Origin of the sequence: Mesorhizobium sp. ISC11 (genome assembly GCF_037162595.1) — a bacterium.
Lineage (GTDB): Bacteria > Pseudomonadota > Alphaproteobacteria > Rhizobiales > Rhizobiaceae > Mesorhizobium > Mesorhizobium ciceri.
In genome coordinates this window covers 3383558-3403991 of sequence record NZ_JAVSPW010000001.1, presented here as the reverse complement: position 1 = coordinate 3403991, position 20434 = coordinate 3383558, and the positions used below count along the sequence as shown (strand labels likewise).

General features: G+C 61.2%; 19 protein-coding genes. 14 read left to right on the top strand and 5 right to left on the bottom strand.

What is annotated here, in order from left to right; genetic code table 11:
- Positions 1–17: 17 nt before the first annotated feature.
- Complete coding sequence (locus RPF88_RS16735; protein WP_082826656.1) at positions 18–674, bottom strand: response regulator; 657 nt, start codon at positions 672–674, stop codon at positions 18–20.
- A gap of 271 nt (positions 675–945) precedes the next feature.
- Here RPF88_RS16735 and RPF88_RS16730 point away from each other — a divergent pair, with 271 nt between their 5' ends.
- Entirely contained in the window at positions 946–4056 is a 3111-nt protein-coding gene (locus RPF88_RS16730; RefSeq protein ID WP_063170159.1) for a CheR family methyltransferase, read from the top strand.
- A complete protein-coding gene (locus RPF88_RS16725) occupies positions 4053–4433 on the top strand; it encodes a response regulator (protein WP_063170160.1) in 381 nt (126 codons plus the stop codon). Before RPF88_RS16730 ends, RPF88_RS16725 begins: the two co-directional genes overlap by 4 nt.
- Positions 4434–4855: 422 nt before the next feature.
- Here RPF88_RS16725 and RPF88_RS16720 read toward each other — a convergent pair whose 3' ends face one another.
- Positions 4856–6034: a zinc-dependent alcohol dehydrogenase gene (locus RPF88_RS16720; RefSeq protein ID WP_063170161.1), complete on the bottom strand. Its 1179-nt coding sequence runs from the start codon at positions 6032–6034 to the stop codon at positions 4856–4858.
- Positions 6035–6732: 698 nt separating this feature from the next.
- On the opposite strand from RPF88_RS16720, the gene RPF88_RS16715 reads away from it, so the two are divergent.
- The 9 genes from RPF88_RS16715 (at position 6733) to RPF88_RS16675 (ending at position 11210) form a co-directional block, all read left to right on the top strand.
- Complete coding sequence (locus RPF88_RS16715) at positions 6733–6999, top strand: hypothetical protein (protein ID WP_063170162.1); 267 nt, start codon at positions 6733–6735, stop codon at positions 6997–6999.
- The gene (locus RPF88_RS16710) at positions 6996–7214 is read left to right on the top strand and encodes a hypothetical protein (protein ID WP_063170163.1); all 219 of its coding nucleotides are present in this window, start codon (positions 6996–6998) and stop codon (positions 7212–7214) included. Before RPF88_RS16715 ends, RPF88_RS16710 begins: the two co-directional genes overlap by 4 nt.
- Before the next feature lie 4 nt (positions 7215–7218).
- Positions 7219–7434, top strand: a complete 216-nt coding sequence (locus RPF88_RS16705; RefSeq protein WP_063170164.1) for a hypothetical protein — start codon at positions 7219–7221, stop codon at positions 7432–7434.
- 47 nt (positions 7435–7481) lie between these two features.
- The gene (locus tag RPF88_RS16700; RefSeq protein WP_063170165.1) at positions 7482–8084 is read left to right on the top strand and encodes a hypothetical protein; all 603 of its coding nucleotides are present in this window, start codon (positions 7482–7484) and stop codon (positions 8082–8084) included.
- Between the two features lie 126 nt (positions 8085–8210).
- Positions 8211–8438: a hypothetical protein gene (locus tag RPF88_RS16695; protein ID WP_063170474.1), complete on the top strand. Its 228-nt coding sequence runs from the start codon at positions 8211–8213 to the stop codon at positions 8436–8438.
- A gap of 399 nt (positions 8439–8837) precedes the next feature.
- Positions 8838–9299 (top strand): hypothetical protein, encoded by a 462-nt coding sequence (locus tag RPF88_RS16690; RefSeq protein WP_063170166.1) that lies wholly within the window; start codon positions 8838–8840, stop codon positions 9297–9299.
- Positions 9296–10516, top strand: coding sequence for an NRAMP family divalent metal transporter (locus RPF88_RS16685; protein ID WP_063170167.1), 1221 nt, complete (start codon positions 9296–9298; stop codon positions 10514–10516). The genes RPF88_RS16690 and RPF88_RS16685 overlap by 4 nt, the downstream gene beginning before the upstream one ends.
- On the top strand, positions 10516–10875 hold the full coding sequence (locus RPF88_RS16680; RefSeq protein WP_013533180.1) for a hypothetical protein: 360 nt from the start codon (positions 10516–10518) through the stop codon (positions 10873–10875). Before RPF88_RS16685 ends, RPF88_RS16680 begins: the two co-directional genes overlap by 1 nt.
- A gap of 2 nt (positions 10876–10877) precedes the next feature.
- The gene (locus tag RPF88_RS16675; protein ID WP_013533179.1) at positions 10878–11210 is read left to right on the top strand and encodes a hypothetical protein; all 333 of its coding nucleotides are present in this window, start codon (positions 10878–10880) and stop codon (positions 11208–11210) included.
- Positions 11211–11240: 30 nt separating this feature from the next.
- On the opposite strand, the gene RPF88_RS16670 is transcribed toward RPF88_RS16675, so the two are convergent.
- The 3 genes from RPF88_RS16670 to RPF88_RS16660 all read right to left on the bottom strand — a co-directional run bounded on the left by RPF88_RS16670 (position 11241) and on the right by RPF88_RS16660 (position 12244).
- Entirely contained in the window at positions 11241–11567 is a 327-nt protein-coding gene (locus tag RPF88_RS16670) for a hypothetical protein (protein ID WP_063170168.1), read from the bottom strand.
- Positions 11568–11657: 90 nt separating this feature from the next.
- Positions 11658–11912, bottom strand: a complete 255-nt coding sequence (locus RPF88_RS16665) for a DUF982 domain-containing protein (protein WP_013533177.1) — start codon at positions 11910–11912, stop codon at positions 11658–11660.
- Positions 11913–12064: 152 nt separating this feature from the next.
- The gene (locus tag RPF88_RS16660; protein WP_024502377.1) at positions 12065–12244 is read right to left on the bottom strand and encodes a hypothetical protein; all 180 of its coding nucleotides are present in this window, start codon (positions 12242–12244) and stop codon (positions 12065–12067) included.
- Positions 12245–12407: 163 nt separating this feature from the next.
- On the opposite strand from RPF88_RS16660, the gene RPF88_RS16655 reads away from it, so the two are divergent.
- From RPF88_RS16655 to RPF88_RS16645, 3 genes are all read left to right on the top strand, one after another.
- The gene (locus tag RPF88_RS16655; RefSeq protein ID WP_063170169.1) at positions 12408–13151 is read left to right on the top strand and encodes a DUF4142 domain-containing protein; all 744 of its coding nucleotides are present in this window, start codon (positions 12408–12410) and stop codon (positions 13149–13151) included.
- A 20-nt stretch (positions 13152–13171) separates the two neighbouring features.
- Positions 13172–13774 (top strand): general stress protein, encoded by a 603-nt coding sequence (locus tag RPF88_RS16650; RefSeq protein ID WP_063170170.1) that lies wholly within the window; start codon positions 13172–13174, stop codon positions 13772–13774.
- A gap of 724 nt (positions 13775–14498) precedes the next feature.
- Entirely contained in the window at positions 14499–20390 is a 5892-nt protein-coding gene (locus RPF88_RS16645; RefSeq protein ID WP_337122684.1) for a beta strand repeat-containing protein, read from the top strand.
- Positions 20391–20434 lie beyond the last annotated feature (44 nt).

Genomic DNA, 20434 nt, shown 5'->3' with positions numbered 1-20434 from the left:
TGAGAGGGAGGGTAAAATTAATGCATCAGGTTTGCGCCGCGGGTTTTCGCCATCTCTCGCATGATGCCGTTGAGCCAGTTTTCAGTGGATTGACCAGGCTGTCTGCGGTCGACATCCCGGATCGCTTGCTCGAGCGTCCTCTCGACGAGCCGATCCGATGCGTCGACGTCTCCCAGCAAAAGGCGCGCCGCAAGTCGCAGTTTGGGCAAAAGCGCGAAGACGTCGTCGGACGGGTCCGGTCCGGGGGGCGCCCGCCCCGATTCCTGCGGGGGAAAGAGTGCGTTGAACACCGCCTGGCTGCCCGAGGATTTCCGCAGATTGCTGGCATAGCGGAGATGGTCGGGAATGGCGATGTCGTCATCGCCACTGAAGAACACGAAGGGGACACCCCGGCGCATCAACTCATCGGCGATTGGAAACACGCGTCGGCCATTGAGATTGACGTCGAGGATTGCAGCTTCGGCCGTCCCGGTGTGTTTGGAAGCCTGTTCGACGGTTGCAGCGGGACCAAGGATTATGGCGCCCATATTGCTGAAAAACCGCGCAAGATCTCCCGCCATCGTCCATTCGTCTTCAACTATCAGAATATGCAGCCCCCGCAGGTCGCGCACGTCGTCATCCTTTCTTGCAACGGAGGTTAGAATGCAGAGGATTTGCTTTCCGAATTCTGTCATCCAAGGCCGCCTGCAACCGCTTCGCAAGCATCAGCATGCGATCCGGGACGGGCCCCGCATCGGAATCTGCTAGCGATCCAGGCGCCCCTGACACCACTGGCGCTCGGAGTTTTATGTCAGCAGAGCGTTTCGTCATTGAACCACCATTGATATCGGGTTCAACGTCATCCCTGACGTCTTGTTCCATACCTCTTGCGCGCTATATGGTTGTGTCCTGTTCGATCCGGCCTTGAGGAGACTTCATGTCGGGTCGGCGAAAGGGGGACATGCCGTGACTGCCCGATCGACTAGATTTCCCATCGTTGGCATCGGCGCGTCCGCGGGTGGCATTCCCGCGATGGAAGGCTTGTTCAAAGGCGTTACCAGCCAGCCCGGCATGGCGTTCATCATCATCACGCATCTCAGCCCGAAGCGAGAAAGTCTGTTGCATGAAGTTGTCAGCCGCTACACCGAGATGCCTGTCGTTGTGGCCGAGGATGGCATAGCTGTTGTACCTGACCACGTCTACGTGATGCCACAAAACGTCACTCTGGCGATCGCCAACGGTGTGCTGCGCCTGCGGCGGCCCAACGGGCTTACCCAAGAGCGCAAACCCGTCGACATCTTCTTTAGTGCGCTCGCTGAAGACCAGGGCGAATATGCCGTGGGCGTCATTCTGTCGGGCGGTGATTCCGATGGAACGCTGGGCGCCAAGGCGATCAAGGAGCGGGGTGGCCTCACTGTCGCGCAAGCGCACGACGGCTACGGGCCGCGCAATCCCGATATGCCACAGAGCGCTATTGCCAGCGGGCTCGTCGACGTCGCTGTGCCCGCCGAGGAGATCGGGGCGAAGCTGGAGGCTTTCGCCCGCGGCTTCGACACGCTGGAAGGGCTGGCGGAAGAAGATGGCGACCATACGGCCGACATCGATAAGGTGCGAGAACAGATATACGCCATTCTGCGCAGCCACTCCGGCCACGACTTCTCGGGCTACAAGACCAAGACATTTCTGCGCCGCGTGAAGCGACGCATGCAGATCGCCCAGGTCCATTCCATCAGCGCCTATATAGACTGGCTGAAGAAAGATGCTCGCGAGGTGATGAACCTTTTTCGCGATCTGCTGATCAATGTCACCAACTTCTTTCGCGACCCCGATGCCTTCGAGTTGCTCGAGCGAAAGATCATACCGCAGTTGTTCGAAGGCAAGACCGCCAGCGACACCGTCAGGGTCTGGGTTCCCGGATGCGCCACGGGCGAGGAGGTGTTCTCTATCGGCATCCTGCTGCGCGAACACATGGAGAAGCTTACGGTCGTTCCGCGCGTCCAGATATTTGCCACCGACATCGACGAGCCTGCGCTGGCGGTGGCCCGGGCGGCACGCTATCCCGAAGCCTTGCTGCAAGGGCTTTCACCCGAACGCCGACAGCGGTTCTTCAACGGCGACGGAGAGAGCTATGTCATTAGCAACGAGATACGGGAACTGTGCATCTTCTCGCCGCACAGCGTCATTCGCGATCCGCCTTTCTCGCGCATGGATCTGGTCTCCTGCCGCAATCTGCTGATCTATTTCGGCCCGAGCATCCAGAGCCGTGTCATCCCTGTCTTTCACTATGCATTGAAGCCCGGCGGTTACCTGTTCCTCGGCACCTCCGAAAGCGTTGGGCAGCACGACAATCTGTTTGCCACTGTCGACAAGAAACATCGTCTCTTCCAGGCGCGCGAGCATGCCTCGCCGCATATCAGGCTGCCCGCCTTGATCGGTGAGAGCCGTTCCGGCGTCTTTCCCTCTGAAAGCGCCGGCTTAAGGAAGGGAGCCGCCGGTTATCCGCTGCGCCAGGCTGTCGAGGCGCAGGTGCTGGAGCGCTTCGCTCCGCCGCATGTCCTGGTCAACGCCGAGGGCGATGTCGTCTATTATTCGGCCAGGACCGGCAGATATCTCGAAGCGCCGCAAGGGATTCCCAGCCGGCAGTTGCTGACGATGGCTAGGCGTGGGCTGCGACTGGACCTCCGCGCCGCGTTGCGGGAAGCGACGACGACGCGCCGCACAGTGGTGCGGGAAAACCTCATCGTAGAGGAAGACGACGAACGGGTCCAGCCGATCAAGCTCACGATCGAACCGCTCACCGAACGTGGCAATGGCGAGCCGCTTTATCTCGTCCTGTTCGAACCGTCGGGGCCGACCCAGGCCCGCTCAGAGGAAGACGGCGGCGGCCGTGACAGTGACAGCACCGCCGATCTCGAGCGGGAGCTGCGCGACACCAGGGAGCGCCTGCAATCGACGATCGAGGAATACGAGACCGCGCTGGAGGAGGTCAAATCGTCGAACGAGGAACTCGTCTCCGTCAATGAGGAGGCGCAGTCCACCAATGAGGAACTCGAAGCCTCGAAGGAGGAGATGCAGTCGCTCAACGAGGAGCTCAACACGATCAACGCCGAGTTGACGGCCAAGATAGAGGAGCTCGACCACGTCAACGGCGATCTGCGCAACCTGTTCGAAAGCACCGACATCGCGACCATTTTCCTCGACCGCAGCCTTGTGGTCCGTACCTTCACGCCGGCGGCGTCATCCTTCTTCAGCCTGCGTCCCTCCGATGTCGGCCGGCCGCTGACGGATCTGTCTAGCCAGCTCGACTACCCCGAGCTGAAGCAGCACATCGACAAGGTTTTCGAGACAGGCGAGATCCTGAATCACCATCTGGCACGCGATGCCAGGGGCCTGTTCCACATGGTCCGCATCAATCCCTATCGCGACAAGGGCAACAGGATCCAGGGCGTGGTGGTGACACTTGTCGATGTCACCACTCTGGCACAGGCGGAAGAGCATCAGCAGGTGCTCATCTCTGAACTCAACCACCGGGTCAAGAATATGCTTGCGGTGATCGCCAGCATTGCAAGCCGCACGCGGGAAAGTTCTGATACGAAGGAGGAGTTCGCGGATGCGCTGATCGGTCGCCTGCATGCCATGTCGCGGGCCTACGGCCTGCTGACCCGGGAGAGATGGAAGGAAGCCTCGGTCAGGGAACTGCTCCAGCAGGAGCTCGAACCATTCGGCATCGAGCGGATCGAACTCGATGGCGAGGATGTCAAACTAGGTCCGCAACAGGGGCTTTCCCTCAGCATGGCCATTCATGAACTGGCCACCAACGCGGCCAAGTACGGCGCTTTGTCAAAAACCGACGGCAAGGTCAGTGTGCAATGGTCGATCGAGGAGGACAGTTTCACATTTGGCTGGCGCGAAAAGGACGGCCCTGTTGTCAAGGCGCCCTTGGACAATGGTTTTGGCCTGACACTGCTGCAGGGAGAAATTGGTTACAGGCTCGGCGGCCATGTCGAGACCGCGTTCCACAAGGACGGCCTCAGCGTCCAGATCGCGTTTCCAGCAAACCACAAGGAGGCGCCGTGAGCGACGACAGGCCGCGCGTTCTGGTGGTCGAGGACGAATGGCTGATCGCCGAAGACGTCGCGTCTCGCCTGCGTGCGGCGGGTTATCCCGTGATCGGCCCGGTCTCGTCGGTCGCCGCGGCTCGTCAACTTATCGATGCAGGCAAAGTCGACGTGGCGCTGCTCGACATTCAATTGAACGGTGAAACGAGTCTGCCCGTAGCCGAAACATTGCTGGCTCGCGGCGTCCCCTTCGCCTTCATGACCGGATTTGGGCCGCGTGATGTTCCCCAACCCTTCCGAAGCTGCAAATTCGTGCCAAAGCCGGCAGGCGACGCTGCCCTTCTCAACACCCTGGCCGACCTGGCATTGCTTCGTCCCGACACGCACTCGTCGTGATTTCAACAGCCGGTTTCGATCAGTCCAGGGGCTTGTCCGTCGGCCGAGGCGTGGTGCTCGCCTGACGCGGCCGCCCGGCGTTGCGATTGGCAACCGGATTGTCAAGCGGCGCGGTCGACGGCCGGGATGTGCCTGCGGTTTTCGGCGTCTCCGGCTTGCCACCGGCATCCGTGTCACTGGCGTCCCGTCTCGGGTGCGGCAGACCATCGGCGTTCGGAGACCGGACGCTGGGTTTCGATGTGGAACTCTCATTGCTCATGGCAGCACCTTTCTTTGCATCGGGTGGGGCACGGTAGTCCCGCCGCTGTGAAGTCTGCAGGTCAAACCGTCGCCGCGATCGAAGGTTCCAGGTGCCAACGGGTCCATTGCGATCCACGGCCGCCGACTTACTCAGGGCAGACCTGGTGCGAGAGCCCGACACCTCAACCATGCGGCCGCATCACCACCTTGATGCAGCCATCCTGCTTGTCACGGAACGTCTTGTAGAGATCCGGCCCGGCTCCGAGATCCGCCCGGTGCGTGATCACGAAGGAGGGATCGATGTCGCCCTTCTGGACTATGTCCAGGAGCGGTTCGAGGTAACGCTGAGTATGGGTCTGACCCATCCGGAAGGTCAGGCCCTTGTTCATGGCGGCGCCGAACGGAATATGATCGACGAGACCGATATAGACGCCGGGCACCGAGATGGTGCCGCCTTTGCGGCAGGAGTAGATTGCTTCGCGCAGTACATGCGGCCTGTCGGTGCCGAGGTAGACGGCGGCCTTGACCTTGTCGAGCATGGCGTCGGCACTGGCGCCGGGATCCGACTCGGTACCGACACAGTCGATGCAGCGATCAGGACCGCGGCCATCGGTCATCGCCATCAAGGCGTCGTAAATATCGGAGTTGCTGAAGTCGAGCGTCTCGGCCTTGCCGTGCTCGCGAGCCATCGCCAGCCGCTCCGGCACCTTGTCTATGGCAATAACGCGGCCGGCGCCGAGCATCCATGCGCTTTGGATGGCGAACTGGCCGACCGGACCGCAGCCCCAGATAGCGACGGTATCGCCTGGCTCGATGCCGGCATTTTCAGCCGCCATGTAGCCAGTCGGGAAGATGTCTGAGAGGAACAGCACCTGTTCGTCGTCCATTCCTTCGGGCACCTTTATCGGACCGACATCGGCGAAAGGGACTCGCAGATATTCGGCTTGCCCTCCCCAATAGCCGCCGACCAGATGCGAATAGCCGAACAGGCCCGCCGGGGATTGTCCCATCACTTCGGCGGCCTGTTTGGCATTGGGATTGGACCTGTCGCAAAGCGAGAACAGCCCCTTCTGGCAAAACCAGCATTCGCCGCATGAGATGTTGAACGGCACCACGATGCGGTCACCCTTCCTGAATTTCGAATGGCCGCGGCCGACTTCCACGACCTCGCCCATGGTCTCGTGTCCAAGCACGTCGCCCGATTCCATGGTCGGCATATATCCGTTCATCAGATGCAGGTCCGAGCCGCATATGGCGCAGCAGATGACCTTGATGATGACGTCGCGATCATCCTCTATAGCGGGATCAGCCACCTGGTCGCATCGGATGTCGCCTTTGCCGTGCCATGTGAGCGCTTTCATGAGGTTGCTCCTTGTTGGAAGAAGGTTGGAAGGCAAATCGTGTAAAAGGCACCGTCTGAGCGTCTGCAGCAATCCGTCGATATACAGGTCAACACATAGGAGTTGCTGCCGTGATGCCCGATTGTTCAGTCTTTGGATGCGGAACCCGGCTCGGCCATCTTGCGGTGCTGTTCAGCCAGCGTGCCTGCCGGCATCACATGCGCCGCGGCGACCTGCAGCTTGTTCTCCAACTGCTGATGACTTGTTCCTCGCCGGCCATCTCGCCTCGTAACCGGCTATGACTACATCGGTGGGATTGTCCTTCTCATCGGTGCCGACCTTGCCCTCACCACGGCCAACTTTTCATTCGTCATAACGTCCTCCGAATTTCGCTTCGGCCGAACCACCATCGAGGCTGATTGTTCCGTACGGATAGGATTGAATGGGCGGCTTTATGCCGGCCATGAAAAGCGATTTTGTTCTGGGCACATTCGACTGTGAACAACTCATGATGGCGGTGGAACAACTCAAGTTTGTGCGAGTTCGGTAGCCGTGCAGCGTCATCGCTCCCCTTGTTTGATGCTGCACGGTCGGGTTCCCTCAGCCTGATCAGCCCGCGCGCCCTCGCGGCAGCGCGGGCTTTCTATGGGCAGGGCGCCATGTTTTAAATCTTTGGAACAACGTACCCGTTCAGCAGTTCGGCGTGCAGGAGGAACAAAATGCAATTCGCGGAAGAAATCGCGCTCAGGCGCGTAAAGATGCTGGTCGAACAATATGTTGTCGCCAGGAGCAGGAGATATGATTTCGTCTCGACCGAACTCGCCTGTAAGGCCATCCGCCAGGTCGTACGAAGCCCGATCGAGGACGCCGAACTGGACCATCTGCTGGCCAGAAGCGCCGTCAAACAAGGGCTGTCGGTGCGGTTCGACCGGATAGGTCATTGGCAGGCGGCTTCGCCCGAACTCAGCCAGGAGAAATCAGCATGAGGGCAGTGCTTTTGATGTCGGCCGCATTGCTCGCCTTGGCGGCGTGTAATGACAATGCCGATCCAGCCAAGTCCAAGACGGATACCACGAACAGCCAACCGGTCGACAAGAATCCCACGACGGACACCAACCCGACACCGCAGACCAGCACCGGCGGCGATCAGCAAGGTACGCAGCCAGCCCAGCCTGCATCTCCCAAGCCAAGTGGCGGCTAGGCCTATGGAGCGACGCAACGCGATAATCTCGCTGGTGATAGCCGCAGTCATCATTGTCGGTTTCGTCGTCGGCTTTTTCTACATTGATATGGGCTGGCAGACCTCGCCGCTGAAACGCGCGCCTGAACAGAACCAGGGTGGCAACGCCCCGGCGGATACCTCACCAGCCGCGGGCGTCCAGAAGAATCCCAAGGAAAACACCGAAATGCCTGGGCAGTGATCGACAGCTCGTCTCTGAGTAGACCTCGAACCAAGCCAGACGCGTTTATGCTGTCAGGTCCCACCGTGCTGATCCTTATGTACTTTCTGCTTCCCGTCTGGCTTGTCGCTGGCTTTGCAGACTGGCTTTGCCACCGCGCCTCACATATCGAGTCGACCACGGGCGCCAAGGAATCCTTGATCCATCTTCTGATGTTCGCCGAAGTAGGCGTGCCGTTGCTGGCAGCCATGTTCCTCGAGGTGAATGCCTTGGTCATCGCTGTCATGATCGTCACCTTCTTCATCCACGAGGCGACGGCGATGTGGGATGTACGCTATGCAACCACGGCGCGCAGGGTAACGCCGATCGAACAGCATGTGCACAGCTTTCTGGAAATGATCCCGCTGATGGGCCTGGTCAGCGTCGTCTCCCTCCATTGGACGCAGTTTCTTGCGTTGTTCGGGGCGGGGCCGGAAACCGCGCGCTTCGATATCGTCTGGAAATCGCAGCAGTTGCCACTGATCTATATCGTCTGCGTGATGGCCGTGATCGTACTTTTCGAGTTGCTTCCGTATGTGGAGGAATTCGTCAGGGGCTTACGGGCCAATGCCGGGAGGCTGATCCCGCCGAAAGCCAGGCGACGCGACCCGGGCCACACGACGTTGCGGTGATGGGGCGGTCTGAAACGATGCTTCCTTGACCACAAGTACTCAGCGGTCTGAGCGCCGTCTCGCGCGGAACATCTCTGCCGGACTGGTCATTAACAGAACGGGAGAGGACAGACATGGAGCGTGATGATGAGCATCCTTTCCGACCTCGACAAAAAGCTGACGGACAACATGTATGAACATGCCAGCGAACTCACGGATGCGGTGGCGGACCTGCCGCCGGAACTCGTTGAAAGCGTCGACCGGCTAATGCCTTTCATCCAGCCCGAAGCGCGCGAGACGGTGAGAAATCAGGTTTTCGGCCTGATCCACGAATACAGGATCGTGGCCCCTCGCAGCCCGGCCGATCAGGATTGACCTACCCGTTCTGGTCTATCGCGTGAGGCGCGGGTTGGCTGCCGCCATCGTTGCTTGCTCTATGGCCGCCGAACCACAGCCAAGCCGCGACGATCACGACTGCCACGATCACTATCCAGGATATGAGACGAGGCATTGCGGGATTCTCCGTGCCAGCAGTCCATTCACGTCGACGTGATGATCAGGACGGAATTGAAGTCGGCTCCGCCGCCTCCTTGTGCTCCTAATTCCGCACGCGATCCTTTGTTCCGCTTGAGTTGCGGTGGCCGGCTGAGATCTGTCGCGTCCACATGCCCTGCAGCCGCCCCGCCGGATGGGCTTTCGTTGACGCGCCCGCTGAACGCTCTAGGTCAATTCAAGCCGACCACCGCTCGTTCGGCACTAGGGGAGACTATTCTTGTGGCGCACCAAACGCCGAATTTGATCCTCAGCGGCCGTCATTTCCGGCTGGATTGTTTGTGCTTGCTGTTGCTGTTGTGCGTGTCGGCGGGATGCTCGTCTTCCGACGAGATCGAGCAGCAATCACGAACAGCGGCTTCCGCGGCACAGACCGCATCGATGTTGCTCGACGCTTGGATGGGCGGCGCGGCGCCGACCGCATACACGGTGGACACGCTGCAATCGATCGCCAAGACGCTCGTAGATACGGGGGCGCAAATCCGGTCCGCCGAAACCAGTGAACCCACCGAGCAAGCTTCTCTGACAAAAGCAGTCAATGATTTGTCGGTCGCGGTGACGCGTGCCGAGGCCGGACTGCAGGCAGATGACCGGCTGGAAGTCCAAGACGCGCAACAGGATTTACGGCTGGCGTCGCGTGCGCTCGCTGCCGCCTACGCCAAGTATTTCGCGCCGAAGCCATGAAAAAGCTCATGGAAATATCCCTCGGCGTCGTCACCAGCGTCGGCGGCTTCCTCGAAGTTGGGTCCATGGCGACGGCGGCGCAGGCAGGCGCGATGTTTGGCTTCCAGTTGATCTGGGCGGTGGTGCTTGGCACCGTCTGCATCATCTTCCTTGTCGAAATGTCCGGCCGGTTCGCGGCCGTGAGCCATCACACGATCTCCGACGGCATCCGCGAAAGGTTCGGTTTCAACGTCTTTCTATGGCCGTTGCTTGCCGCCTTGCTGGTCAATTTCCTGGTGCTGTCCGCCGAGATCGGCGGCGTTGCCATTGCGCTCGAACTTGCCACGGGCATAGGCTTCCAGTGGTGGGCACTGCCGGTGGCTTTGCTGGCGTGGCTGCTGCTCTGGAAAGGCACGTTCGGCGTCATCGAGAAGGGCGTGTCGTTTCTCGGTCTGGTGACGCTGTGTTTCGTCGTCGGAGCGGTGATGCTGAGACCTGATTGGACGGCAGTCGCAAGGGGCGCCGTGCCTTCGCTGCCGGTCCACGATGCCGCCAATTACTGGTTCATGGCGGTCAGCATTCTGGGCGCCTCGATATCGCCCTACCTGTTCATGTTCTATTCCTCGGGGGCCATCGAGGACCGGTGGGACAAAAGCTATCTCGGCGCCAATCGGGCCATAGCGGGGTTGGGCATGACCTTCGGGGGCACCATCTCGATCGGCGTGTTGATCGTGGCCGCTCTCGTGCTCGCCACGCATGGCGTCACCCAGGTGGACGACTATCACCAACTGCCGTTGATGCTGATCCCCATATTCGGCTTCTGGGGCTTCGTGCTGTTTGTTGCTTCTCTCGCCATCGCCTGCTTCGGCGCTGCGCTCGAGGTCGGGTTGCAACAGGCCTATCTTGTGGCCCAAGGGTTCGGCTGGAATTGGGGCGAGGATCGCAAGCCGCGCGACGATCCGGGTTTCAGCGCCATCTACACGATATCATTACTGTTGGCGGCTATTCCCATCGCGCTTGGTCTTGACCCGCTGAGGCTCACCATCTTTTCCATGGCGCTGACGGCTGCCAGCCTTCCGCTGACCGTCGTTCCGTTCCTGTTTCTGCTGAACGACAAACGTTATGTCGGCGAGCATCGCAACGGCATTTTGTCAAATGCCGCCGTCATCTTCATCATCGCGCTTGGCTTCGTACTGGCGGTGGTGACCATCCCGCTGCAGATATTCGGAGGCACATGATGAAGTTGCTGCGTGATCTCCTGGACAAGCAGGTGGTCGACCGCGAGCAGGTCAAGGTCGGTAAGGTCGACGGTTTGGTGGCGCAGTTGCGGCCTGGCAAGCCGCCTCGGATCATTGCCATCGAGCTCGGCTCCATCACCCTGGCGCGTCGCCTCGGCGCACGGCCCGGGCGCTGGATGGCGCGGCTCGCGGTCAAGCTGGGCGGCACGCAGCATGGCGAACCTCATCGGATCGCTTGGCGCAAGGTGAAAGATATCGGCATCGATATCGAGTTCGACATCGATGTGCGAGAAACGTCGATCTTCGCCTGGCAGGACTGGTTGCGCGACCATATCATCGGGCGCATTCCGGGAGCTTGATGATGATTACGGTCAATCTCGAGCATCTGGCGGGGCGGCGCGTACTCTCGCAGCGCGGCAAGAATGTCGGTTATATCGAGGAGATCCGCGCCGAACGGGATGGTGACGATTTCGTCGTCACCGAATTCCACGTCGGGGTCTACGCTGCTTTCGAGCGTCTTTCGGCCTCGGCCATAGGCGTGGCGGTGCTGGATCTTTTCCGATTACGCCGCCGCGACGGTCTATACCGCATTCCTTGGGACAAGCTCGACATCTCCGATCCCGCGCGACCGCGGCTGCTGTGCCCAATGACTGAACTCTCAGGCATGAAGGACGCGCCGGACCTCCAGGAATAGGTCGTGGGTGCTGCATCGTCGGGATTAGTCTCAGCGCAGCATGCTTGCCGCCAGGAAGACCACGGCTGCTGTCAAAACGACAGCTGCAATCACCAACACCGGCCAGTTGCCGCCAGGCCGCAGTTCCGGCTCGCCTTCGACCGGACGCATGGCATTGGCAAAGCTGGCATCGTTTTCGAATTTTGGACGAGTGCGCGGCGGACTTGTCTCAGCGACCGGATTTTGTGTGTCCGCGGCCTCTGCGTCTGTCTCAAGCGGGGCAATGGCGGGATCGAACCCCGGCGTCTTGTCGTGCGTTGCTCCTGCCTGAACTTCGCCTCTGGCCGCGGCAGCCGTGAGACCTGTAACCTTAGCCATAATCTCTCCCCTTCGAACCGATCTCGGCAGTATCGCACTTGCAGGCGCCGGCGGAACCAAGCTTGCATGCGCTGAGGCGACCCACCACGGTCAGACTTGCTCGCTCAGCAGAATCCTGGCGTCCTTGGCCGCAACGATGAACGCCTGTCGTGCCGCCCTTGTCGGCTTTTCGCCTCGCATGACGGCAAGGCACGCTCTGATCGCGGCAAGACGCCTCTCGGATGTCGGCTTTGGCCAGTCCCGCAGCAGCACTTCGGCTGCGTCCGACACCGAAACCACAACCCTGTCGCGGTCTATCCGGCCAGGTTGAATGACAATCGGCTTTCTGAAATGTCCAGTACGCACATGCCTCTCCAGCGGGATGCACTCTATTCGACACGCCGCTGCAAGACTGCGCGTCGCGACGCGCTTTAACTCCGCAACCGTCGATTTGTTCCAGAGCACCTGGCGTTTGAAACAACTAGCCGTTGGCCGTCCGTGCGCGCCCGTCCCAAGACTTACAACAGGTCCTTGCGAAGGAAGATGCGTGCGTGCCCTGGAATTCCGAATTCGACTTTGCCGAATTCCTCGAACCCATGCTGCATGTAGAATAGCGGCGCCTGGAAACTGCTTGTCTCGACCACGGCTTTTTTGCAGCCACGCTGGTTCATGGTGCCGGCGTTCCTGTCGCCTGTCACTTCTCCACATTTTCCGTCGATGTGGCAGATCTCACGCGAGATAGTCCGGCAGCCTCATGCGTGGATCGTGGTGCTGCCGGGCCTGCAGGCATGTCGTCTGGGTATCGGAACAAAGCGCATCTTGGCCTGTTAGGGCGACGCATCCCAGGCAAGGACAAAGCCGATGAAAACACGACAATTTTTCGCATCGCTCGCCGCTGCTTCCATTTTTCTCGCCGTGCCTGCTTTTGCTGCCGACAGCGCCCAGGCCTTCGTCGACAAGGCTGCCATCGGCGGCAAGTTCGAAGTCGACTCGAGCCAGATTGCCTTGGGCAAGGTTCAGGACCAGAGCATCAAGGACTTCGCCCAGATGATGATCCGCGATCACGGCGCGGCCAATGCCAAGCTGGCAACGGTGGCCGGCGAACAAAAATTGAAAGTGCCGCCGGCGCTTGATGCCCAGCACCAGGGCGATCTCGACAAGCTCAAGAATGCGCAGGCTCCGATCGATCCAGCCTATGTCGACATGCAGCGCAAGGCGCATGCCGACGCCGTCAAGCTGTTCGAAACCTATGCCAGCGGCGGCGACAACGCCGGGCTCAAGACATTCGCCCAGCAAACGGTCGATACGCTGAAGACGCACCAGCAGATGATCGAAAAGATCGCAGCCGGGCAGGACGCCATCACGGGAGCGACAACACCGGCGGTGAAGACCGACAATACCCCCAATGCCGCCGCTCTCGTTCCCGGCGCAAACAGCTTCACCGAAGCCCAGGCCAAGAGCCGCATCGAGGGTGCAGGCTATACCAACGTGTCGAAGCTTACCAAGGACGACCAGGGCATCTGGCGGGGCCATGCCACCAAGGCAGGCGAAAGCCTCGCCGTCGGCCTGGACTATCAGGGCAACGTCGTTGCCGCCAGCAAGTGAGCACGGATCAGGAGAAATCAATGAAAACGGTAACTGGACTGTTCGACAACTATGACGACGCGGCCGACGCGGTCCGCGAACTGGAAGCCACGGGCGTCCCGCATGCGAACATCAGCATCGTCGCCAACAACTCGGATGACTGGTACGAGGGCGACCGTTCGGAGGCTGCCGAGGATGCCGGGGCTGGCGCGGGGATTGGAGCCGTGATCGGCGGTGCCGGCGGATTGCTGACAGGGCTGGGGGTCATGGCCATCCCGGGCGTCGGACCTGTGGTCGCGGCGGGTTGGCTCGCCGCCACCGCGACAGGTGTCGTTGCCGGGGCGGTGGCAGGCGGTGCGGTCGGAGGCATTGTCGGCGCTCTGACGGAGTCCGGCGTGCCCGAGAACGATGCCCACGTGTATGCGGAGGGCGTACGCCGCGGCGGCACGTTGGTCACGGCCAGGGTGGACGATGAACTCATTGCAAATGCCGAGGAAATTCTGGGGCAATCCAGATCGGTCGATCTTGCCGAACGCCGCAGGGCTTACGAGGCTGGCGGCTGGACCGGCTTCGATGCCAATGCCGGCGAATATATCCCTGACGAGACCGATCGCGACAGCGCTCGGGCGATCAATCGGCCTTGAACGAGGAGGTGTGGTCGCACGTACCGAACGACGAGGTTTCACGAAGTGCTACGGAGCGTGTGGGACAGATGTTCGAGTTGCCCGGCTTCAAGATCTCCGTGAGCAAGGCATGAAGCTTCCCGGCTGTCCGGCGCGTTAAGTGATCTCAGTTGAATCCCCGACCGTTCAAGCGAACTGGCTGGCTGTCGGGTTGGCGTGCTGCACGAAAAGTACTCAGCGATCAAGGTGCGGTGTTGGTATGGTGGTGCGCTGGCGGGCTCTGGTCACGCTGAGCCGCACGTCTGCCGCCTGGCTCATATCGGGCGTGCGCCTGTTCGATCTCACAACTCGATTCTAGTGACTGTGGCTCCCCTTATGTTCGACTATTAACTGTTCGGCCAAGTTGGGCGTTGACGCTTCCTCTCTATAAGAGTTAATAATCTCCTAATATAAGAAGCATCTAAAGTTCGTGGTCGAAAGCCACGAGTTTGACGATGTAGGTTGGGTAGGGAACGTAGCGTGACGACCAGTCGTCGCGTCCAGCAGCATCGGGTCAATATCCGTCCGTGAATGGCCAGCTTGAGGCGGCTGTTCCAGGCGCGGCGGTGTGCCTGGATGAGGGCGAAAATTCATGCCTGCCTGGATTCGCGCGGTTTTTCTTCGGCTGGAAGCAGCCGGTCGTTCAGTACTGTCGATAAAACAGAAAAACAGATGAGGCGTCTGTTCTTAAAAGGGGGGTTGAAAAATGGCTACTCAGGTCACCGGTGCCGGCGGCACCACGACGTCTTTCTCCAACACGCCGCAGGCGAAGGATGACCTGTTTACCTATGATAGTTTCCAATCCGTCTTCCTGAACGTGATGGCCAACGATCTCGGCGGGAATGCCAAGACCCTCTGGTCAGTCGACAATGGCATCAACAACACAGGCGCAATGAATGGATACACCGCCGCTGATTTGTTGACCCAAGACTTAGCACGCACTGAATCCCCCACCTCCGAGACAAGTTATAACGGCGCGAAGATCTGGATTACGTCCGACGGACTCGTGGGATACGACGCGACTACCTTGTCAGCGGCGTTCAAGGCACAGTTACAGGGCTTGAATGCGGGACAGTACCTGACTGACAGCTTCATCTACTCGGTCCGGCTCGGCAATGGAACGCTCAGCTGGGCAACCGCGACGGTACATTTCGCCGGCACCAACGACGCCGCGGTGATTTCCGGCGTCTCTACGGGCGCGGTCGTCGAGGCTGGCGGTGTCGCCAATGCCATCACCGGGACGCCGACGGTGAGCGGCACGCTGACAGATACCGACGTCGACAACACGCCCAATACGTTCCAGGCGGTCGCGCCCGGAACCGCGGGCGATCATGGGTATGGGACCTACCAGATGACCGCGGGTGGTGTCTGGACCTTCACCCTCAACAACAACAATGCGGCAGTGCAGGGTCTCAACGTCGGCCAGCATCTCACCGAGACGTTTACCGTCCACACACAGGACGGCACGGCCCAAGTAGTAACGGTCACGATCAACGGCACCAATGACGCGGCTGTAATCTCCGGCACCATTGCCGGCACGGTCGTCGAGGCCGGCGGCGCTATCAATGGCACCCCGAGTGTCAGCGGCACGCTGACGGATACCGACGTCGACAATCTGGCGAACACGTTCCAGGCGGTTGGTGCCGGCGGGGCAACTGACCACGGCTACGGCACCTTTGCGATGAACGCGGCGGGCACCTGGACCTATACGCTCGACAACACGAATAGTGCGGTCCAGGAACTCAACGCGGGCGATCATTTGATCGACACATTCACGGTTCGGACTGCGGACGGGACAGCGCAGGTAGTAACGGTCACGATCAATGGAATTACTGATAACGCGACGGTCAACCTGAGCGCCTCGACGGTCGCCGAGGGCGCGGTCGCCAACTACGTGTTCACGGCGACGCTGTCGGACGCCTCGCATGGCGTCACCACGATCACCACCGACAAGGGCGACATCACCATCGCCGATGGCCAGACCACCGGCACGCTGACGATCGCCTCGGGCAATGGCGAGGACGTCTACAACGACGCATCGAGCCTGACCGCCAACATCACCGCCACCGCGGGCGGCAACTTCGAGCACCTGGTGATCGGCACCGGCACGGCGACGGCCAACGTCACCGACACCACCACCGACGCGACGGTCAACCTGAGCGCCTCGACGGTCGCCGAGGGCGCGGTCGCCAACTACGTGTTCACGGCGACGCTGTCGGACGCCTCGCATGGCGTCACCACGATCACCACCGACAAGGGCGACATCACCATCGCCGATGGCCAGACCACCGGCACGCTGACGATCGCCTCGGGCAATGGCGAGGACGTCTACAACGACGCATCGAGCCTGACCGCCAACATCACCGCCACCGCGGGCGGCAACTTCGAGCACCTGGTGATCGGCACCGGCACGGCGACGGCCAACGTCACCGACACCACCACCGACGCGACGGTCAACCTGAGCGCCTCGACGGTCGCCGAGGGCGCGGTCGCCAACTACGTGTTCACGGCGACGCTGTCGGACGCCTCGCATGGCGTCACCACGATCACCACCGACAAGGGCGACATCACCATCGCCGATGGCCAGACCACCGGCACGCTGACGATCGCCTCGGGCAATGGCGAGGACGTCTACAACGACGCATCGAGCCTGACCGCCAACATCACCGCCACCGCGGGCGGCAACTTCGAGCACCTGGTGATCGGCACCGGCACGGCGACGGCCAACGTCACCGACACCACCACCGACGCGACGGTCAACCTGAGCGCCTCGACGGTCGCCGAGGGCGCGGTCGCCAACTACGTGTTCACGGCGACGCTGTCGGACGCCTCGCATGGCGTCACCACGATCACCACCGACAAGGGCGACATCACCATCGCCGATGGCCAGACCACCGGCACGCTGACGATCGCCTCGGGCAATGGCGAGGACGTCTACAACGACGCATCGAGCCTGACCGCCAACATCACCGCCACCGCGGGCGGCAACTTCGAGCACCTGGTGATCGGCACCGGCACGGCGACGGCCAACGTCACCGACACCACCACCGACGCGACGGTCAACCTGAGCGCCTCGACGGTCGCCGAGGGCGCGGTCGCCAACTACGTGTTCACGGCGACGCTGTCGGACGCCTCGCATGGCGTCACCACGATCACCACCGACAAGGGCGACATCACCATCGCCGATGGCCAGACCACCGGCACGCTGACGATCGCCTCGGGCAATGGCGAGGACGTCTACAACGACGCATCGAGCCTGACCGCCAACATCACCGCCACCGCGGGCGGCAACTTCGAGCACCTGGTGATCGGCACCGGCACGGCGACGGCCAACGTCACCGACACCACCACCGACGCGACGGTCAACCTGAGCGCCTCGACGGTCGCCGAGGGCGCGGTCGCCAACTACGTGTTCACGGCGACGCTGTCGGACGCCTCGCATGGCGTCACCACGATCACCACCGACAAGGGCGACATCACCATCGCCGATGGCCAGACCACCGGCACGCTGACGATCGCCTCGGGCAATGGCGAGGACGTCTACAACGACGCATCGAGCCTGACCGCCAACATCACCGCCACCGCGGGCGGCAACTTCGAGCACCTGGTGATCGGCACCGGCACGGCGACGGCCAACGTCACCGACACCACCACCGACGCGACGGTGAATCTCAGCACGTCGAACGTTACGGATCACGATACCAACGTCACCTTCACGGCGACGTTGAGCAACGCCTCGCAAGGCGTCACCACGGTCCACACCGACCATGGCGACATCACCATCGCTAACGGCCAGACCGTTGGCACACTGGTGATCGCAACCCCCAACGCATCAAGCCTGTCCGCGACCATCACCGGCACCTTGGGCGGCAACTTTGAACACCTGGTGGTCGGCACCGGCACGGCGACGGCGCAGATCATCGACGCAACTGCGCCGACCGTGACGATTACCGACGACGAGCCGGCGGCGACGGCCAACATTGCCGGTGGCAATGTCCTCTACACCTTCACCTTCAGCGAGCCTGTCACCGGATTTGTTACATCGGATATCGTTGTGGGAGGCGGTACCAAGGGTACGTTCACCGCGGTGAGCAGCACGGTTTACACCTTGGATGTGATCCCAACCGCGAATACGCAGGCCGGTATCATCACCGTAGATGTGGCGGCAGGCGCGGCCAACGATGCAGCCAGCAACGGCAACACGGTGGCGATCCAGGCGACGCAAGCTTACGACACCAAGGCGCCGACGGTTATCATCACCGACGACGAGCCGGCGGCGACGGCCAACATTGCCGGTGGCAGTGTCCTCTACACCTTCACCACCAGCGAGAGCGTTGGCAGCACGCTGACCATTGCGGACGTGACGGTAACGGGCGGCACGGTCGGTGCGCTGACGCAAGTCGGCACCAGCAACGTATATAACCTGACCGTGACCCCGACGGCCAACGTCGATGCCGGCACGATCAGTGTAACAGTGAACCAGGTTGGCATCACCGATACGGCGGGCAATTCGGGGACCGGCACTGTCAATGCCACCCAGGCCTACGATACCAAGGCGCCGACCGTTTCGGTCGACATCATCGCCCCAGACCTGCCGGCAGGCGGGACATCACAGGTAAAGTTTGTCTTCAGCGAAGTCCCTACCGGTTTCACGGCGGCCGACATCATTGTGACGTCAGGCAGCGGCTCGATCACCAGCGGGCCGACCATAGACGCCACAGATCCAACCGGCAAAACCTATGTCGCAACGTTCACCGCATCTTCGACTTTTGTCGGAAACGCGACCGTTTCAGTGAGCTCGGGAAGCTATACGGATGCAGCTCTGAACACAGGCTCCGGAGGCAACGACACGGTATTCGAGGGCTTTACCTTTGACGCAGCGACGAAGGAAAACGGGCAAAGCGGCAATTTCACTCTTTCCGGGCACTATAATACCGGTGTGACGATACGCGCGTACTGGGACGTCGACAATCCGACCCACGCAGTTGCCGTGACGCTGAATGGCGATGGCACCTGGAGCGGGGCTAAGACCAACCTGGGCAACAACACCGGAGCCCACACCTTCTTTGTGGTCGCTACGACAGGCAGCAGTACCATTGTCCAATCCATCGGTGTCACAGCGCCCGCCGGCATTGCCGGAGAGGCTGTGAACTTGGGACTTACCGATCCAGCCGGCCACGATGGCGCGATTACGCTCACGATTAGTGACGTCCCCGACGGATGGACGATCGATGGGGGCACCCGCAACGCGGACGGCTCTTGGACCGCAACAACCACGAATGTTTCCGCCCTGACCGTCACGACGCCGGTCACCTATACCGGTGCACACGTGCTCAACGTGACCGGGACCTGGAGTAACGAGGACGGGACCACCGGGACCATGACCATCGCGGACAACGTGGAAATCTATGCCAAGGGTTCGCCCATCTTTGCTTTGTCTGGAAACGACTACCTGACCGGGTCCAGCGGCAACGACCTCTTCGTCTTCTCGCAGCCGATCGGTGCCGACACGGTGCACAATTTCGACGCCGCGGCCGACCAGATCGACCTTATCGGCTACAACGGACTGGCGGACTTTGCCGACCTGCAGACCCATATCGCCGACGATGCCCACGGCAACGCGGTGATCACGCTGGGCGATGGGCAGTCGATCACGCTGGATGGCGTGCACTCGGGCGCGCTGACGGCAGGCAATTTCGTCTTCGACCAGACGCCGGTGGTCAACAATGCCGGCACCATGACGATCGGCGACGGCGCCTTGCTGCCGCTGAGCGGCATGATCAACAATAGCGGCCTCATCTCGCTGGACTCGACCGGCGGTGAAACGCTGCTGCAAATCATCCAGCATGGCGTGACCCTGCAGGGCGGCGGGCAGATACTGTTGTCCGACAGCGCCGCCAACGTGATCTCCGGCACGGGGCCGGACGTCACTCTGGTCAATGTCGACAACACGATATCGGGCGCCGGCCAGTTGGGCGGCGGGATGCTGAGCCTCGACAACCAGGGCACCATTATCGCCTCCGGCGCGAATGCGCTGGTCATCGATACGGGGGGCAGCGTCGTCACCAACTCCGGAACATTGGAGGCGACCGGTTCAGGTGGACTGACGATCACCGGCGGGCTGGCGAATTCCGGCATGCTGTTGGCCAATGGCGGCGACATAGTCATCCATGGCCAGGTCACCGGCGACGGCGATGCCACGATCGGCAACCTGTCGAAGCTTGAGTTCGGCAGCGCCTCGTCGACGGATGTCACCTTCGCGCACGATGCGGCCGGCACGCTGCAGCTCGACGATTCCTTCGATTTCAGCGGGCGGATCGGCGGCATCACCAATGACGACAGGCTTGAGCTCGAGGACATCCTGTTCGGCGCGGGAACGACGGCCGTCTACCAGGCAAACCAGGATGGCAGCGGCGGAACGCTGACCGTTTCGGACGGCACCCACGGTACCGCGCTGCATCTGGTCGGCAGCTACGATGCGAACGGCTTCAAGCTTGCCGATGACGGCCAAGGCCATACCGCCGTTTCGTACAATCCGGCGGAATTCACGCTGACGGGCGTTGGCAATGGAGCAATTTCAAGCGACTTCGTGGTGTGAACCAAAAGGCCGCCGCCAGCGGCGGCCCACCTGGCCTGATGCGT

Coding starts and splice junctions, on each gene's coding strand:
- RPF88_RS16700 (WP_063170165.1), top strand. CDS start 7,482: ATGCTGTCAGGTCCCACCGTGCTGATCCTTATGTACTTTCTGCTTCCC.
- RPF88_RS16675 (WP_013533179.1), top strand. CDS start 10,878: ATGATTACGGTCAATCTCGAGCATCTGGCGGGGCGGCGCGTACTCTCG.
- RPF88_RS16695 (WP_063170474.1), top strand. CDS start 8,211: ATGAGCATCCTTTCCGACCTCGACAAAAAGCTGACGGACAACATGTAT.
- RPF88_RS16645 (WP_337122684.1), top strand. CDS start 14,499: ATGGCTACTCAGGTCACCGGTGCCGGCGGCACCACGACGTCTTTCTCC.
- RPF88_RS16685 (WP_063170167.1), top strand. CDS start 9,296: ATGAAAAAGCTCATGGAAATATCCCTCGGCGTCGTCACCAGCGTCGGC.
- RPF88_RS16680 (WP_013533180.1), top strand. CDS start 10,516: ATGAAGTTGCTGCGTGATCTCCTGGACAAGCAGGTGGTCGACCGCGAG.
- RPF88_RS16655 (WP_063170169.1), top strand. CDS start 12,408: ATGAAAACACGACAATTTTTCGCATCGCTCGCCGCTGCTTCCATTTTT.
- RPF88_RS16650 (WP_063170170.1), top strand. CDS start 13,172: ATGAAAACGGTAACTGGACTGTTCGACAACTATGACGACGCGGCCGAC.
- RPF88_RS16710 (WP_063170163.1), top strand. CDS start 6,996: ATGAGGGCAGTGCTTTTGATGTCGGCCGCATTGCTCGCCTTGGCGGCG.
- RPF88_RS16705 (WP_063170164.1), top strand. CDS start 7,219: ATGGAGCGACGCAACGCGATAATCTCGCTGGTGATAGCCGCAGTCATC.
- RPF88_RS16735 (WP_082826656.1), bottom strand. CDS start 674: ATGACAGAATTCGGAAAGCAAATCCTCTGCATTCTAACCTCCGTTGCA.
- RPF88_RS16720 (WP_063170161.1), bottom strand. CDS start 6,034: ATGAAAGCGCTCACATGGCACGGCAAAGGCGACATCCGATGCGACCAG.
- RPF88_RS16670 (WP_063170168.1), bottom strand. CDS start 11,567: ATGGCTAAGGTTACAGGTCTCACGGCTGCCGCGGCCAGAGGCGAAGTT.
- RPF88_RS16715 (WP_063170162.1), top strand. CDS start 6,733: ATGCAATTCGCGGAAGAAATCGCGCTCAGGCGCGTAAAGATGCTGGTC.